The sequence below is a fragment of the Brevibacterium sp. GP-SGM9 genome (genome assembly GCF_047300845.1).
Taxonomy (GTDB): Bacteria; Actinomycetota; Actinomycetes; order Actinomycetales; family Brevibacteriaceae; genus Brevibacterium.
This window is the reverse complement of sequence record NZ_CP178563.1, coordinates 3,721,446-3,737,986: the sequence shown is the minus strand read 5'-3', so window position 1 is coordinate 3,737,986 and position 16,541 is coordinate 3,721,446. Positions and strand designations below refer to the sequence as shown.

The 16,541-nt window shown below is 66.0% G+C and carries 13 protein-coding genes; 6 read left to right on the top strand and 7 right to left on the bottom strand.

The window, feature by feature from the left end; genetic code table 11:
- Positions 1-60: 60 nt before the first annotated feature.
- The 5 genes from serA to ACH82I_RS16700 form a co-directional block, all read right to left on the bottom strand.
- The gene (gene serA / locus ACH82I_RS16720) at positions 61-1,653 is read right to left on the bottom strand and encodes a phosphoglycerate dehydrogenase (RefSeq protein ID WP_230744998.1); all 1,593 of its coding nucleotides are present in this window, start codon (positions 1,651-1,653) and stop codon (positions 61-63) included.
- Between the two features lie 132 nt (positions 1,654-1,785).
- Entirely contained in the window at positions 1,786-3,078 is a 1,293-nt protein-coding gene (locus ACH82I_RS16715) for a GNAT family N-acetyltransferase (protein WP_413334230.1), read from the bottom strand.
- Between the two features lie 180 nt (positions 3,079-3,258).
- Positions 3,259-4,290: a ketol-acid reductoisomerase gene (gene ilvC, locus ACH82I_RS16710; RefSeq protein ID WP_413334229.1), complete on the bottom strand. Its 1,032-nt coding sequence runs from the start codon at positions 4,288-4,290 to the stop codon at positions 3,259-3,261.
- 149 nt (positions 4,291-4,439) lie between these two features.
- A complete protein-coding gene (ilvN, locus tag ACH82I_RS16705; protein WP_413334228.1) occupies positions 4,440-4,952 on the bottom strand; it encodes an acetolactate synthase small subunit in 513 nt (170 codons plus the stop codon).
- Entirely contained in the window at positions 4,949-6,886 is a 1,938-nt protein-coding gene (locus tag ACH82I_RS16700; protein WP_413334226.1) for an acetolactate synthase large subunit, read from the bottom strand. Before ACH82I_RS16700 ends, ilvN begins: the two co-directional genes overlap by 4 nt.
- Before the next feature lie 395 nt (positions 6,887-7,281).
- On the opposite strand from ACH82I_RS16700, the gene ACH82I_RS16695 reads away from it, so the two are divergent.
- The 3 genes from ACH82I_RS16695 to ACH82I_RS16685 all read left to right on the top strand — a co-directional run bounded on the left by ACH82I_RS16695 (position 7,282) and on the right by ACH82I_RS16685 (position 11,543).
- Complete coding sequence (locus tag ACH82I_RS16695) at positions 7,282-9,180, top strand: ABC transporter ATP-binding protein (protein ID WP_413334224.1); 1,899 nt, start codon at positions 7,282-7,284, stop codon at positions 9,178-9,180.
- Positions 9,177-10,985, top strand: coding sequence for an ABC transporter ATP-binding protein (locus ACH82I_RS16690; protein WP_413334222.1), 1,809 nt, complete (start codon positions 9,177-9,179; stop codon positions 10,983-10,985). The genes ACH82I_RS16695 and ACH82I_RS16690 overlap by 4 nt, the downstream gene beginning before the upstream one ends.
- Positions 10,986-11,054: 69 nt before the next feature.
- Positions 11,055-11,543, top strand: coding sequence for a hypothetical protein (locus tag ACH82I_RS16685; protein ID WP_413334221.1), 489 nt, complete (start codon positions 11,055-11,057; stop codon positions 11,541-11,543).
- Here the strand turns inward: ACH82I_RS16685 and ACH82I_RS16680 are convergent.
- Positions 11,530-12,105: a protein-L-isoaspartate O-methyltransferase family protein gene (locus tag ACH82I_RS16680; protein WP_413334219.1), complete on the bottom strand. Its 576-nt coding sequence runs from the start codon at positions 12,103-12,105 to the stop codon at positions 11,530-11,532. The genes ACH82I_RS16685 and ACH82I_RS16680 overlap by 14 nt on opposite strands.
- A gap of 121 nt (positions 12,106-12,226) precedes the next feature.
- On the opposite strand from ACH82I_RS16680, the gene ACH82I_RS16675 reads away from it, so the two are divergent.
- Both ACH82I_RS16675 and ACH82I_RS16670 read left to right on the top strand, forming a co-directional pair.
- Complete coding sequence (locus ACH82I_RS16675) at positions 12,227-12,745, top strand: adenine phosphoribosyltransferase (protein ID WP_413334218.1); 519 nt, start codon at positions 12,227-12,229, stop codon at positions 12,743-12,745.
- A 208-nt stretch (positions 12,746-12,953) separates the two neighbouring features.
- Positions 12,954-13,775: an aldo/keto reductase gene (locus ACH82I_RS16670; protein WP_230744989.1), complete on the top strand. Its 822-nt coding sequence runs from the start codon at positions 12,954-12,956 to the stop codon at positions 13,773-13,775.
- 86 nt (positions 13,776-13,861) lie between these two features.
- Here the strand turns inward: ACH82I_RS16670 and ACH82I_RS16665 are convergent, their stop codons facing one another.
- Complete coding sequence (locus ACH82I_RS16665) at positions 13,862-14,803, bottom strand: D-2-hydroxyacid dehydrogenase family protein (protein ID WP_413334217.1); 942 nt, start codon at positions 14,801-14,803, stop codon at positions 13,862-13,864.
- 101 nt (positions 14,804-14,904) lie between these two features.
- Between ACH82I_RS16665 and ACH82I_RS16660 the strand changes: the two genes are divergently transcribed.
- A complete protein-coding gene (locus ACH82I_RS16660) occupies positions 14,905-16,389 on the top strand; it encodes a hypothetical protein (RefSeq protein WP_413334216.1) in 1,485 nt (494 codons plus the stop codon).
- The last annotated feature ends 152 nt before the right edge of the window (positions 16,390-16,541 follow it).

Below are 16,541 nucleotides of genomic sequence, written 5' to 3'. Positions count from 1 at the left end.
GTCGATCAAGCCTCCGGTCGGGCCGTGAGCCGAGACCGGCCCGACCGGGTTCGACCGAGGTCAGTCCTCGGTCAGTGACACCGCGCTGAACGCGGAGGCGTTGACCGCACCGGCGACGGCCTTGACGACTTCCTCGGAGACCGCCGAGTCGACCGCGAGCACCGACAGCGCCTGGCTGCCCTCGGACGACGGCGAGACCTGCATGCCAGCGATGTTGATCTCATTGGCGCCGAGCGCCAATCCCAGCTGACCGATGATGCCCGGACGATCCTCGTAGAGGAAGATGAGCAGATTGTCGGTGAGCTCGATCTCGAGATCGTAGCCGTTGACCTCGGTGAGCTTCTGCACGAGCTTCGGCCCGGTCACGGTGCCGGACACCGAGATCCGCTGCCCGGAGCTCGTGGTCGCGGTCAGACGGGTGATGTTGCGGAAGGACTCGCAGTACGGATCGGTGCTCAGTTCGACGCCGATCCCCCGCTCCTCGGCCAGCAGCGGGGCGTTGACGTAGGAGACCTGGTCGGACACGACGTCCTTGAACAGGCCTTTGAGCGCCGAGAGCTTGAGGACGGAGACGTCCTTGTCGGCGATCTCGCCGTTGACCTCGACCTTGAAGTGGGTGACCGAGGAGTCGGCGAGGGAGTTGACGACCCGACCCAGACGCTCGGCCAGGGGGATGCCCGGGCGCACGTCCTCGTGGATGGCGCCGCCGGCGACGTTGACCGCATCGGGGACGAGTTCCCCGGCCAGGGCCTTGCGCACGGACTTCGCGACGGCCACGCCGGCCTTCTCCTGGGCCTCTTCGGTGGAGGCGCCGAGGTGGGGCGTGACGTTGACGGCGTCGAGTTCCATGAGTGCCGAGTGCTCCGGGGGTTCGGTGCTCCACACGTCGATGCCGGCGCCGCCGACCTCGCCGTTCGCGACCGCCTCGGCGAGGGCCGCCTCATCGATGATGCCGCCGCGGGCGACGTTAATGAACCGGGCACCCGGCTTGGCCGTCTTGAACTCCTCGGCACCGATCATGCCGATGGTCTCCGGGGTCTTGGGCATGTGGACGGTGACGAAGTCGGACACCGCGAGCAGTCCCGGCAGGTCCATGACCTCGACGCCCATCTGCGCGGCGCGCGACTGGGTGATGTAGGGGTCGTAGCCGACCAGGCGCATGCCGAAGGCCTTTGCACGTTCGGCGACGAGGCCGCCGATCCGGCCGAGTCCGACGATGCCCAGAGTCTTCTCGTAGAGTTCGACGCCGGTGTACTTCTTCCGGTTCCACTCCCCCGCCTTGAGCGAGGTGTTGCCGGCACCGAAGTAGCGTGCGGAGCCGAGGATGTGGGCCATCGTCAGCTCGGCCGCGGAGACGATGTTCGAGGTCGGTGCGTTGACGACCATGACACCCGCCGAGGTGGCTGCCGGGACGTCGACATTGTCGAGTCCGACTCCGGCGCGGGCGATGACCTTGAGGCTCTTGGCCGCCCCGATCGCCTCGGCGTCGACCTGAGTGGCCGAGCGGACGAGGATCGCATCGGCGTCGACGATGGCCTCGAGCAGCTGGGAGCGGTCAGCACCTTCGGTGTGGCGGATCTCGAAGTCTCCTCCGAGGGCATCGATCGTGGCCGGTGACAGTTCTTCGGCGATGAGCACGATGGGCTTGGGCACTGAATTCCTCCTGTTGCGTCCGGGACGCGTCCATCTTATGAGACCTTGTGAATGCTTTCACAAAGTCTCAGAATCTGGGAACCCGCCGCGACAGCAGACGGGCCCGACCGGGACTCAGATGCGAACCCCGCCTCAGAACCCGTTGGGCGAGTAGGGCATCCGCCCGAGGCTGAACAGGGCACTGGCCCGCACGGCCGCACCGGGGACGTTCTCGTCGATTCGACCGGCCCGGACGAGGATCACCGGGTCGGCTCCCCCGAGGTAGAGGGAAGCGAGCTCGGCGATGCCCAGTGACAGGTCGGCCTGAGCCGAGTCCGGGGCCTTCTCGACCACGGCGTTCTCACCGTCGGAGGTGATCGTGTAGCGGCCGCCGGCGAGGTCGAGCGAGTCGTCGATCTCAAGCGTCAGCGTCCCCGGCACGTACCAGGGCCGGGCCTCGAGGGCGGCCTTGACGTCGAGGATGCGGATCCAGATGTTGTCCTCGGTGGACACGGTCTTGACCCGGCGGGAGTCGGTGAGCAGCCACGGCAGCGGCGAGTCCTCGGCCGATTCGCCGAAGGTCACCTTCGTCGAGAGGTCGATGGCGGCGAGGAACGACCACAGTGAGGAATAGGCGGCGTCGGTGACGGCGACGAAGTCGATGAGGTCGATCGTCGGCGGGTTCTTCGACCAGCCGGCGAACTTATAGGACACGTAGCCGTCGGGTTCACCGGACTCGTCGAAGTGCAGGGCGGCGCGCACGCCGCGGTCCTCCTCACCGGTATCGGTGTTGAGCGCCCCGGTGGCGCGTTCGACGTAGGTCTGCTGTCGTTCCATCGCCCCGGGTGAGGTGCGCATGAACTCGCCGTAGATCTTCGGCGCGAGTTCCCGCAGCTCGCTCGGCAGGCACATCTCGACGCGCCGGTCGGGTTCGTGGACCATCTTGAAGCCCGGGGAGGTGTCGACCTCGATCGAGTGCGCCCAGGTCGCGACCCCGAAGCCGAACCGGGAGTAGATTCCGCCCTCGGTCGCGGTCAGCGCGGCGAACGGGTAGCCCTCGGCCTTCGCCTCGGCGAGGTCGGTCGTCATCAGCGACCGCAGCAGGCCGCGCCGGCGATGGGTGGGACGGACCGTCACCCAGGTGATGAGGTGACCGGGGACGAGCCTGCCGCCGCCGACGTTGACGAGCTTCTCGAACCACGCGAAGGTCGCGACCGGAATCGAGGAGTCGAGGGCGTGGTCGTATTCCTGATCGGCGTAGACCGCGGTGAGGTTGCGACCGTCGGCGATGGCGCGTTCGACACGGTTCTTCAGCGCGGGATCGGTCGACCGAACATCGTGGAAGCCCACGCTCGTCGAGGCGAAATAGCCCTTCGTGCGCTCATCGGGTTCCCCGGTGGTCTTGTCGAAAGCTGGCTGGAAGTTCTCGAATCTGTAATTCGTCACCCCTCAACAGTAATCCACTTCAACCCCTGCGAATAGTTCACATCACAGAGTTCGGCGCCTGAGCGGCACCGACCGGCCGGTCGGCCATGGCCGTGACAGGGCAAAGCGGGACCCCGGGAATCGTGTGACTCCCGGGGTCTCGGTGCGATCGGTGCTCCGCGTACGCAAACTCCCGACTGATCAGCGAGCGGCAGTGCCCTCGGTGTAGTCGTCCTCGGAGTCCTTGAGCCAGGCGAACATCTTGCGCAGTTCGCGGCCGGTCGACTCGATCGGGTGCTTCTCTTCCTTGGCGCGCAGCTCGTTGAACTCTGCCGCACCGTTCTTCTGGTCGTTCATGAAGCGCTCGGCGAACTTGCCGTTCTGGATGTCGTCGAGGACGCCCTTCATGTTCTCCTTCACCTCGGGGGTGATAACCCGCGGGCCGGAGACGTAGTCGCCGTACTCGGCGGTGTCGGAGCAGGACCAACGCTGCTTGGCGATGCCGCCCTCGACCATCAGGTCGACGATGAGCTTGAGCTCGTGGAGGACCTCGAAGTAGGCGATCTCGGGCTGGTAGCCGGCTTCGGTCAGGGTCTCGAAGCCGTACTGCACGAGGTGGGAGACGCCGCCGCAGAGGACGGTCTGCTCACCGAACAGGTCGGTTTCGGTCTCCTCGGTGAAGGTGGTCTTGATGCCGCCGGCGCGCAGGCCGCCGATGCCCTTCGCGTAGGAGAGCACGGTGTCCCAGGCCTTGCCGGAGGCGTCGACCTCGACGGCGACGAGCACGGGCACGCCGCGTCCGTCGACATATTCGCGGCGGACGACGTGGCCGGGTCCCTTCGGGGCGACCATGATGACGTCGACGCCCTCGGGTGCCTGGATGTAGTCGAAGCGGATGTTGAAGCCGTGGATGAAGACGAGGGTCTTGCCCGGTGCCAGCTGATCCTTGATCTCGTTGTTGTAGATCTCGGCCTGAACCTGGTCGGGAGCGGCGATGGTGATGACATCGGCCCATGCGGCCACCTCGGCGGGGGTGCCGACCTCAAGGCCTTCGGCAGCGGCCTTGTCGCGGCTCGAGGAACCTTCCTTGAGGCCGATGCGAACCTCGACGCCCGAGTCGCGCAAGCTCAGCGAGTGCGCGTGGCCCTGGCTGCCGTAGCCGATGACGGCGACCTTCTTGCCCTGGATGACGGACAGGTCGGCATCGTCGTCGTAATAGCGTTCTGCTGCCATGGTTTCTTAGCTCCTTCAAGAGTTCGGGGGTACTCCCCCATTGTTTCACAGTTCGGTACTGCAGTTCATCTATTGAGATTCTTGCCGTTCCACGAAATGGAACGCGGATCGCGGACCGTCACCCCCGCCTCGGCGGGGCTCCTATCGGCTCAGCCCCGCAGGGCACGATCGGTGATCGACTTCGAACCGCGGCCGATGGCCACCATGCCCGACTGGACGATCTCCTTGATCCCGAAGGGCTCGAGGACGTCGCGGAGAGCGTCGACCTTGCCCTGCTCACCGGTGACCTCGACGCTGACCGAGTCGGTCGAGACATCGACGATCTTCGCCCGGAACATGTCCACAGCGGACGCCACCTGGGGTCGGGTCGAAGCGTTGGCCTTGACCTTGTAGATGACGTGGGCCCGGCGTACCGAGCTCTCGGCCTCGAGTTCGACGATCTTGATGACGTTGACGAGCTTGTTCAGCTGCTTCGTCACCTGCTCGAGGGGCACATCCTCGACGTCGACGACGACGGTGATGCGTGAGAGTGCCTCGTGTTCGGTCACACCCACGGCGAGGCTGTGGATGTTGAATCCGCGACGGGCGATGAGTCCGGTCAGGCGGGCCAGCACGCCCGGTTTGTTCTCGACCAGGACCGAGAGTGTGTGTCGGCTGTTCATTCCAGGCCTCCTTCGATCTGAGCCACGGAGCGAACCGTGCCGTCTTCTTCTGCGCCGGCTTCGGCGATGATCTGCTCCTCGGCCTGCTCATCGCCCTCGCCGTCGAACTCGGGGCGGACGCCGCGGGCGTATTCGATCTCGTCGTTCGAGACTCCGGCGGCGACCATCGGCCAGACCATCGCATCCGGCGGAACCGTGAAGTCGAGGACGACCGGGCGGTCGTTGATCGACAGCGCCTTCTCGATCGCCGAGTCGACGTCCTCATTGCGATCGACGCGCAGCGACTCGCAGCCATACGCCTCGGCGAGCTTGACGAAGTCGGGGATCCGGATCGTCTCGTGCCCAGTGTTGAGGTCGGTGTTGGAGTACCGGCCGTCGTAGAACAGGGTCTGCCACTGGCGGACCATGCCGAGGGAGGAGTTGTTGATGATCGCGACCTTGATCGGGATGTTGTTGAGCGCGCAGGTCGCCAGTTCCTGGTTCGTCATCTGGAAGCAGCCGTCGCCGTCGATCGCCCACACGACCCGGTCGGGCTCGGCGACCTTGGCGCCCATGGCCGCGGGTACGGAGTAGCCCATGGTGCCCAGCCCTCCGGAGTTCAGCCACGATTTCGGACGTTCGAACTCGACGAACTGCGCGGCCCACATCTGGTGCTGGCCGACGCCTGCGGCATAGACCGCCTCGGGTCCGGTGAGTGCGGAGATCCGGGAGATCACGTACTGCGGATCGCACAGCTCACCATGCGAGGAGTAGCCCAGCGGGTAGGTGGTCTTGAGCCGGTCGATGAAGCGCCACCAGGGCTCGCGCTCCCGCTCGAGGGCCTTGGGGAACTTGCCCTTGAGCTCGACGAGCATCTCGGAGAGCACTTCGCGGGCGTCACCGACGATGGCGACCTCGACCTCACGGTTCTTCCCGATCTCGGCCGGGTCGATGTCGGCGTGGATGACCTTCGCATTCGGCGCGAAGGAATCGAGGTTGCCGGTCACCCGGTCATCGAAGCGTGCGCCGATGGCGATGAGCAGATCCGACTTCTGGAACGAGGTCACGGCGGGCACACTGCCGTGCATGCCGGGCATGCCCAGGTGCTGGGGGTGCGAATCGGGGAACGCACCTCGGGCCATCAGGGTCGTGGCCACGGGGATCTTCGTCGCCTCGGCGAGTTTGAGCAGCTCCTTCTCCGCCTGCGAGCGGATGACGCCGCCGCCGATGTAGAACACCGGGCGCTGAGCTTCCGAGATCAGGCGCACGGCCTCCCGGATCTGCTTCGCGTGGGGTTTGAGCACGGGCCGGTAGCCGGGCAGCTGCGGCTCCTCGGGCCAGACGAACGGCGCCGTCCCGGTCTGCGCATCCTTGGTGATGTCGACGAGAACGGGGCCAGGGCGCCCGGTGGTGGCGATGTGATGGGCATTGATGATGGCTTCGGGAATGTCCTCGGCCCGGGTGACGAGGAAGCTGTGCTTGGTCACCGGCATCGTCATGCCGACGATGTCAGCCTCCTGGAAGGCGTCGGTGCCGAGCAGCTTCGAGCTCTGCTGGCCGGTGATCGCGAGCACCGGGACCGAGTCCATGTGCGCATCGGCCAGGGCCGTGATGAGGTTGGTCGCACCAGGACCGGAGGTGGCGATGCATACGCCGAGCTTGCCCGAGGCGGCCGCGTATCCTTCGGCCGCATGGCCGGCGCCCTGTTCGTGGCGGACGAGGATGTGGCGGATCTTGTCGGTCTCGAAGAGGGGATCGTAGGTCGGGAGGATGGTGCCGCCGGGCAGTCCGAAGACCGTGTCGACCTCGAGCTTCTCAAGGCTGCGGACGATTGCCTGCGCGCCTGTGAGGACCTCCGGCGTCGTCGTGCGCCGAATGCTGGACGGTGTGGCGGTGACCGGGGTGGCTCCGGGCGAAGTTCCGGATGCCGCCTTGGCCGAGGGCGTGGCTGCCATCGTTTCCTATCCTTCCTGGTTTTCCTTCTCGTCTCCGCATGAAAAAAGCCCCTCCGGTTTCGGTAGGGGCGCGCGGAACGTGTCGTGTCGACAGGCTACGGATGATCCGCGCGCTGGGTAATGACGACGACAAGAAGGTTGTTCATGGCTCAATAGTTCACCGCGCGTGTTCGGGGTGTCAAACCTCGCAATCGATCGTCTCGAATATCGGGATGATGGTTGCTTGATCGGTGAGACCGGCGCCGAGGCGGGGGTTCGTCGGCGAGCGCGAGCGACCGGTTCGGGACCCGTCGGCCTGACGGTCAGTGGCCAGGCGATTCAGCGGTCAGAGAAAAGGGAAGCCCGATTGTGCGATCCGTAGACTCCGACACGCCGTCGCACTAGGCTCTTGTCTCGTGCGCCCCCTCCTCCGCTTCTGGCCCGATCTCCGTTCTCGCATCGGGGTGTACGCTTTCGTGCTCGTGCTCACCCTGCTGGCCAACGGGATCCAGCTGGTCGTGCCGATGATCACCGGATACATCATCGACGGACCGATCGCCGAGCGTGACTTCTCCGCACTGTGGTGGCCGGTGCTCGGCGTGCTCGCCATCGGCATCGCCGAGGCGGTGGGCATGTGGGCCAGACGGATGATCGTCGCGCCCGTGGTCTCGACCTGGGAGATCACCTGGCGGGCACGTCTGTTCGACCGGCTGCAGTACACCTCGGTGGCCATCCACGACTCCTGGGAGTCCGGACAGCTGCTCTCGCGCGCAACCAACGATCTCTCGCAGCTGCGCCGCTTCTTCGCCTTCGGCCTGCCCTTCCTCGCTTCGACCCCGATCGTCATCCTCGTCGGCACGATCATGCTCACCTCCCTGCAGCCGGTCTTCGGCTTCATCATGATCGTCATGGCGGTGCCGACCATCGTGTCGGTGTCGATCTTCGAGAAGAAGTATCGGGATGCCTCTCGACGGTCACAGGACACGATCGGCGAGATCACCACCGAGGTCGAGGAGTCGATCCAGGGCATCCGCATCCTCAAGTCCTTCGGCCGCTCCCCCTGGGCGGCTGCACGCTTCGGCCTCGTCTCGACGAAGTTCAAAGACCTGGAGGTCCGCAAGGCCAAGCTCGACTCGTGGTTCTGGTCCGTCCTCATCTTCCTGCCGACCCTGGCCCAGGCCGCGATCGTGGCGATCGGCACCTGGGGCGTCGTCGCCGGGTGGACGACAGTGGGCACCGTGGTGGCCGGAGTGACGATCTCGATGGTGCTGCGAATGCCCATCGAGATGCTCGGCTTCCTCCTCGCCGATGCGCTCATGTCGCTCACGGCCGCGGCCCGCTATTGGGAGGTCATCGACATCAGGCGCGACATCACTGATGCCGATGGTCGGTTCGTCGACGATCCCGATGTCGGGAAGTACCGCGGCGAGCTCGTCTTCGACGATGTCGACTTCCATTTCTCGGACACCGAGCGTGAGACCCTGTCTGGTCTCGACCTGCGCATCGAGCCCGGGCAGACCATGGCCGTCGTCGGGGCGACCGGGTCGGGGAAGACCACTCTGGCCTCTCTCGTACCGCGCCTGCAGGACGTCACCGGAGGTGTGGTGCGCATCGACGGCGTCGACATCCGGAACCTGCCGGTCAACGAACTGCGCCATCTCGTCTCGGTGTCCTTCGAAGATCCGATCCTGTTCTCCGCCTCGGTGGCCGAGAACGTGGAGATGGGTGCCCCGGGCTCCGACGACAAGGCGATCTGGCAGGCCCTCGAGATCGCCGCTGCGAAGGACTTCGTCTCCCACCTGCCCGAAGGCCTGGATACTCAGGTCGGAGAACAGGGGCTCTCGCTCTCCGGCGGTCAGCGGCAGCGACTGGCCCTGGCACGCGCGGTCATCGGCAAGCCGCGGATCCTCGTCCTCGACGACCCGCTCTCGGCCGTGGACGTCGACACCGAGGACCGGGTGCAGCTGGCCTTGCGTGAGATCCTGCCCGATTCGACGACGCTCATCATCGCCCACCGTCCCTCGACCGCGGCTCTTGCCGACGTCGTCGCGGTCCTCGACGGCGGGCGGATCGCAGCACAGGGCACGCATGAGGAGCTGCTCCTCTCCTCTCCGCTCTATCGCGAGCTGATGGGGGCGAGCGCCGTCGCCTCCGCAGCTGAAGAGCCGGGCTCGCACGAGGAGTCGGGCTGGGCCACCTCGGCGAGCGCATCCGCCACGGCCAACCGGGTCGAGGTGATCCGGGAAGCCGGGGACGGCGGGTCCCGCGATCTCAGCATGACGGAAGCCCACACGAGGGACGGAGGAGACGAATGAGCACGCCGCGTCTGGATCGCGACGACGAGGTCGAACAGCTGCCTCCGGACATCGCTGTCAAGGCCCGGGCGCTGCTGAAGTCGATGGTCCGCCCGCACCTGGGAATGGCGATCTTCCTCGCCGTCATCGTCGTCCTCACCGCCCTGGCCATGGTCATCGGTCCGGTGTTCATCGCCGCTGCCCTCGATGAGGGCGTTCCCCGCGCCGTAGACGGTGACACGGGACCGCTCATCGGGGCGATCGCCGCATTCATCGCCTCGGCGGTGGCATCGGCGATTCTGGCGTTCACCTCGACGCGCCTGGTCGGGATCACGGCGCAGAAGATCCTCTTCACGCTCCGTGCTCGGGTGTTCACACATGTGCAGCGTCTCGACTTGGGCTATCACGAGAAGTCGACGTCGGGACGTCTGGTCTCGCGGCAGACCTCGGACATGGAGTCGGTCCAGCAGTTCCTCTCCTATTCCCTGTTCGAGACGGCACTGGCGCTGCTGCAGATGGTCTTCATCGCGGTCACCCTCGTCGTCCTGGATGTCCCTTTGGCGATCGTCGTCTTCGTCGGGTTCATCCCGCTGTTCTTCATCACGAAGGCCGCGCATTCGACGCAGCGCAACGCCTATCGGCGGACGAGGACGTCGATCGCGCGGGTCATCGTCCACTTCGTCGAGACGATGGGCGGGATCCGCGCGGTGCAGGCCTACCGCCGTCAGCCCGATCGCCGCGGCACCCTGCGTCGGCAGGATTCGCAGTATCGTGATGCGAACACCGATGCGCTGCGCGGCGTCGCCTGGTTCGCCGGGTGGACCCGGTTGGTCGGCAATGTCACCCAGACGGTGATCATCGTCGTCGGCGCGTGGCTCGTCATCGAGGGCTGGACCCAGGTCGGGGTGCTCGCCGCGTTCATCCTCTACCTGCGCCGCTTCTACGGACCGCTCGATGAACTGGTGCAGGCGTTCAACCTCTATCAGTCCGCCTCGGCGGCCCTGGAGAAGATCGCAGCGGTCCTCGACACCGACCCCGAGGTGGTTCCTCCCACCCAGCCCACGCACCTTCCTGTCCGGGAGCAGAGCGCCGGCCGCTCGGTCGATCTCACCCATGTCCGCTTCTCATACGGCGACGGCGAAGACGTGCTCCCCCGCTTCGACCTGCGGATTCCCGCCGGGCAGATCGTTGCGCTGGTCGGTGCCACCGGTGCCGGCAAATCGACCCTCGTCAAGCTCGTCACTCGGTTCTACGATCCTTCGGAGGGCAGGATCACCATCGACGAGGTGGACCTGCGGGATCTCGACGACGCCGAACTGCGGGCCAACGTCGTCATGGTTACGCAGGAGTCCTTCCTGTTCGCCGGCACGATCGCGGACAACATCCGGATCGGCAACCCGGACGCCGATGACGAGGCCGTGGTCGCCGCGGCCACGGCGGTGGGTCTCGACGCCTATATCCGCAATCTGCCGAACGGCTATGACACCGATGTGAAGAAGCGCGGCGGGCGGCTGAGCTCCGGGCAGCGGCAGCTCGTGTCATTCGCTCGCGTGTTCCTGGCCGATCCTGCCGTAGTCGTCCTCGACGAGGCGACCGCGCACCTCGACATCCCGTCCGAGAGGCTGGTCCAGAATGCTCTGGCCACCGTGCTCGAGGGGCGGACCGCGATCATCATCGCCCACCGCCTCTCGACTGTGGAGATCGCGGACCGAGTCCTTGTCATGGATGCCGGTCGGATCATCGAGGACGGCACACCGAATGAGCTCATCTCCGGCACCGGCCGCTTCGCCCAGCTCCACCGGGCGTGGAAGGACTCGTTGGTCTGATCGACTCGCGCTTCCCAGCAATGTATGTTGTTGTTCAGCGGAGGAATCGAGGCCATGAGGAGGTCACACGTGGATACCGAGTCCGACAATGATGTCGAACACGAAATCGAGGAACGTCGGATCATCGAGGCCGCGATGGCCCGCGGATATACGGCGACTAGATGGATGGCCTTCGCCCTCGCACTGCTATTCATCGCCTCTGGGCTGTGGTGGGCGGGACTCCTGGTGGTGGTCTTGACCTCGTTCGAGATTCCCCGCTTCGTGACTCAGCGCTATGCACGGAAGCGAGGCGTCGAATTGAGGGTTCCGTCTGCCCAGACCACAGAGAAGACCTCGCTGTCGGGGCTGGTGCTCGCCGCTGTCTTCATTCCAGCTGTCTGCGGACTCGTCGTGGCCGAAGCGACTCTCGGACACCCGTTGCTGCCGTGGTCATGGAAGACGAAGCAGTGGGAGGTATCAGGTCTCTACATGGTCATTCCGATCGCCTTTGTCGCGCTGGTCTCGACGATCACCTGGTTCGTCCGACGGCAGAGGGCATCTCGAATCAGTCGCGAATGAGCGGAACGAAGCGATATCTGCCGTGCTTCGTAGATGCGTACTCATCGCCGCGGGTTCCGGTGCGCACGATTCGCAGCATCTCACCGGCGACAGGGATGACCATGACTCCCCCGACCCTCAGCTGCTCGATCAGTTCGGTCGGCAGCGTCTCGGCGCCGGCGGAGACGAGGATGCGATCGAAGGGACCCGACTCCGGCAGCCCCAATCGTCCGGGAGTCGCCGCCTCGATCCTCGCATTCGCAACCCCGTGATCGGTCAGAGCCTCCCGCGAGCGTCGTATCAGCTCTTCATGCCGCTCAACACCGATCACGTTCCCGTGCTCTCCGACACGGCTACCCAGCAGCGCCGTCGTCCAGCCGGAGCCTGACCCCAGATCGAGAATCCGCTCTCCGGGCTGCGGATCCAGCAGCTCGAGCATGTCGGCAACGGTGCTCGGCTGTGAGTTCGTCTGACCCAGCCCGATGGGCAGCGGCACATCGTCACCGGCATGGCTGCGTTCGCCGGCCGGCAGGAACAGCGCTCTGGGTATGCGTGACAGTGCTTCGACCAACGTGGTCTCCACGATCGCGCCCTCCATTCTCGATCCGGTCGCGTTGAGTTCCCTGTACGACAGCGTGCGCGTCTGCGCCGCTGATATCAAGACCGACCGCGAACCCACCCACACCACCGGGTATCGTTGGCCCGTGACGAAAACCGAACTGGACCGCGCGCAGACCCTCATCACCTCGATTCCTGATTATCCTCAGCCGGGAGTGAACTTCCGCGACATCTCACCGCTGCTCGCCGACGGTCCCGCGCTCCGTGCCGTCAGCGAGGCCCTCATCGCGCCCTTCGCAGGCAAGTTCGACATCGTCGGCGGCCTCGAAGCACGCGGGTTCCTCTTCGCCGGAACGATCGCCGCGATGACCGGTGTGGGCATCCTGCCCATCCGCAAGGCCGGCAAGCTGCCGAAGCCCGCAGCAGCGGTGTCCTACTCGCTCGAATACGGCACGGCCACGATCGAAGGCCCCGATGTGCTCAAGAAGGGCGAACGTGTCCTCCTCGTCGACGACATCCTCGCCACCGGCGGCACCCTCACCGCCGCCCAGTCACTGGTGGCCGACCTCGGCGCCGAGGTCGTCGGATCGGCCGTCGTCCTCGAACTCACCGACCTCGGCGGTCGAGAGCTCACCGGCGACGTCCACGCCCTCTTCACCGACTGAACGGTTCACGCAGCTCAGCCGCAGGTCTCGTACTTCGCTCACAGGTCCCGATGAGCAGGGACGGTACTCGTCCCAGCGCTCGGGAATACGGAGTCACCATCTCGGCGTTATATTCTCGTTCAGGCGTCCGATTCGGCGCCTGGCTCACCAGCGGCGTCCATATCGGACGCCGACCGGACCAGAACAATCGTGACGAAAGGCGTACACCTTGACGGTTCCCACACTCACACTCAATGACGGCAAGACGATCCCCCAGCTGGGCTTCGGCGTCTTCAAGGTCGATCCCGAGGAGACCGAGCGCATCGTCACCGACGCCCTCGAGGTCGGCTACCGCCACATCGACACGGCCGCCGTCTACGGCAACGAAGAGGGCGTGGGCCGCGCGATCGCGAAGTCCGGCATCGCCCGCGATGAGCTCTTCGTGACCACGAAGCTCTGGAACGACCGCCACGGTGCCGAGGAGTCGAAGCGAGCTCTGGGCGAGAGCCTCGAGAAGCTGGGCCTCGATCACGTCGACCTCTACCTCATCCACTGGCCGACCCCGGAGAACAAGAACTCTGTTGAGACCTGGGAAGCCTTCCCTGGCTACCGCGATGAGGGCCTGACGACCTCGATCGGCGTGTCGAACTTCGACCACCGCTTCCTGCCCGAGATTCTGAACACCGGGATCATCCCTGCCGTCGATCAGATCGAGGTCCACCCGCAGTTCCAGCAGGTCGATACCCGCCCGCTGCTGGCCGAACACGACATCAAGATCGAAGCCTGGGGTCCGCTGGGCCAGGGCAAGGTCGACTACGCGGACACCGTCATCGGTGAGATCGCCTCCGCCCACGGCAAGTCCTGGGCGCAGGCCATCATCCGCTGGCACCTGCAGAAGGGCCATGTCGTCTTCCCCAAGTCGAACAGCCGCGAGCGCATGGCCCAGAACTTCGACGTCTTCGACTTCGAACTCACCGACGCCGAGGTGAACGCCATCGATGGTCTCGAGAACGGCGGACGTGTGTCGGCCGACCCCGCTGAGGTGAACTGAACCACCGAAGTGACCTGAGCCTCGGTCTCAAACCACAGCGAAGCCGTCGGAGAGCAGAGTCTCTCCGGCGGCTTCGTCGTCTCTGATCAGCCCAGCACCCGGACCGGCTCCCCCGCCGCCCAGGCGGCGATGTCCTCGATCGCCTGGGTGAAGAAGATGCAGTACGTCTCCGCGGTGACGTAGCCGAGGTGCGGGGTGAGCACCGTGCGGGGTGCCGAGCGCAGCGGGTGGTCGACCGGCAGCGGCTCCTCGTCGTAGACGTCGATGCCGGCTCCGCGGATCTGCCCGGTCTCCAGAGCGCCGACGAGCGCATCGGTGTCCACGAGTCCGGCCCGCGAGGTGTTGACGAAGATGCTCGTCGGCTTCATGGCTGAGAATTCGGCACTCGAGACGAGGCTGCGGCTGCGTTCGCTGAGCTTGTAGTGCACGGTGACGACATCGGAGGTGGCGAAGAGCTCCTCTTTGCTCACCGCATGTGCCCCGACGTCGGCGGCCCGTTCCTGCTCGAGGTTCTGACTCCAAGCCACGACGTCCATCCCGAATGCCGCCCCGACCCTGGCCACCTGCGTTCCCAGACGACCGAGACCGACCACGCCGAGGCGGTGCCCGAAGAGGTCCCCACCGACCGTGGACTGCCACCCTCCGGTGCGCATCGCGGCATCCTCTAGAGGAATGCTGCGCAGCACGGAGAGGATGAGCCCCCAGGTCAGCTCCGGGGTCGCGGTGATCGTCGACTCGGTTCCGCAGACGACGACCCCCTGGGATCTGGCCGCGTCGAGGTCGATCGAGGCGTTGACCCGTCCGGTGGTCACGAGCAGTCGCAGATCGGGAAGGCGGGCGAGCCGGGCGGCGGTGAACGCCGTCCTCTCACGCATGGCCACGACTACCTCGGCGCCGGATAGGGTCCGTACGAGGTCATCGTCATCGACCATCGGGCGGGAGACGAATTCGACCTCGGCGTCGAGCTGCGACCAGTCGGCGAAGCCGCCGGCCACCTGCTGATAGTCATCGAGAACGACGATGCGCATGTCACTCCTCTTCTCGGGTGCTCTCGGGTTCACTCCAGCGTAGAGCCGTTAGGGTGAGAGTGTGCGACCACCGACCACTCTGAGACGCGGCCGCGGCTGAGATGCGGTACTTCGCCCCGAACTACGTCGCCCGCTCCTTCACCGCGGCACTCTCGTCCTTCATCTCCTTCTCCGCGGCCTTCTTCGTCCTGCTCGTCACCCGCGCGCACTACGGTACGGACTTCGCGATCACGATCGGCGCGGTGGGGTCGGTGTTCGGGCTCATCTCGGTCGCCTCGGCGGGATTCACCGTGCACACGCTCATGAGCAGCGCGAAGCCCTTCGGGGCGCTGCGGGCCACGAGGGAGTCGGCTGGATCGGACGGGTCGGCTGGATCGGCTGAGTCGGTGCAGGCGAGCGTGGATGTTTCGGAGCCGTCAGAAGTGGACTCCGACCGAGCCGAACTCCGTTCACTCGTCGTTGCGGAATTCCGGCCGGCACTGACGATGACGGCCATCGTCGCCGTGGCCGCCCTGGCCCTGAGCCTGTGGGGACCACACATCTTCGGCGTCTCCCCCGAGTATTTCTATCCCTACTGGTGGCCCTACCTCGTCGTTCTCCTCCTCGGTCCGCTGACCGCGGTCATCGCCGGACTCACCCAGTCGGCTGCACAGGATGGGTTCGGACTGTGGGTCTCGGTGCTGAGCACGGGACTCACGGTCGCCTCGGCGATCGTCGGCATCGTCATCGGACTCGACGCCCACATCGCGCTTGCCCTCATCGGCGTCACGAGCGTGGCAGTCCGACTGCTCACGGTCGCCATGCGACTGAGTCGACTGCGCGAATTCCGCATCGGCATCGTGGCCGGCCTGTGGCAGGCGGCCCGGCCCGGCCGCGCTCGGGGCTGGAGGGCCTTCTCCCCGTTCCCTGCCTTCCTCACGACCATCGACGGCTTCGTCTTCCTGCTCACCTACACCGTTGCGATCTCCGTGGCCTCCCACCACTCCCCCGCCGACGGGGCGATGGTCGCCCTCATCGTCTCCCTCATGCGCGCGCTCATCGTCCCGATCAAACAACTCGGGATCGTGGGCGGCAGAATGAGCCGGCAGAGCCGACTCTCCCCCGCCGAAGCTGCCGGGACGGCCGAGATCAGCGCGGTCGGCGAGGTCATTGGGGCCGCCGAGGCGACCGGGAGCCTCGTACGACGCACCGACCTGCGGGTGGTCACGTTCTCCTCCTCGGTGGTGACCACCTCGGCAGGGGTGCTCGCCCTCATCCTCATGCTCACCGGGGCCATCCACATCTCCCCGCTGCCGCTCATGCTCCTCGTCACGGCGCAGGTGCTGTGCGAACCGTGGGCGGGGATCCTGTTCTCGTTCCTCAAGGTCGCCTCCGGCCCGAAGCTGGGACTGTCTGCGCTGGTCGTCTCCTATCTCGGGCTCGGGGTGCTCGGCCTCCTCGTCATCGGCCTGGCCGGGCATGGCGAGGCCGTCACCGTCTGGGCGTGGATGGTCGTGATCCGACTCGTCTTCATGGGGTTCATGGTCCGTCCGACCCGGCGGTGGATCCGAGACGGCTCGGCCGCGGCGCCGGTCAGGGCCGGCTGAGTCCGCCGGTCCTGACCGATCCCTAGGCTTCGGCCGATCACTCGGCCTCGGACGATCTACCGGTCGGCACACGGGCACAGAAACGCCGAGGTGGTGCAGTCAGTTCGACTGCACCACCTCGGCGGGGATCCTCAACCGGAATCAGCCGGTCA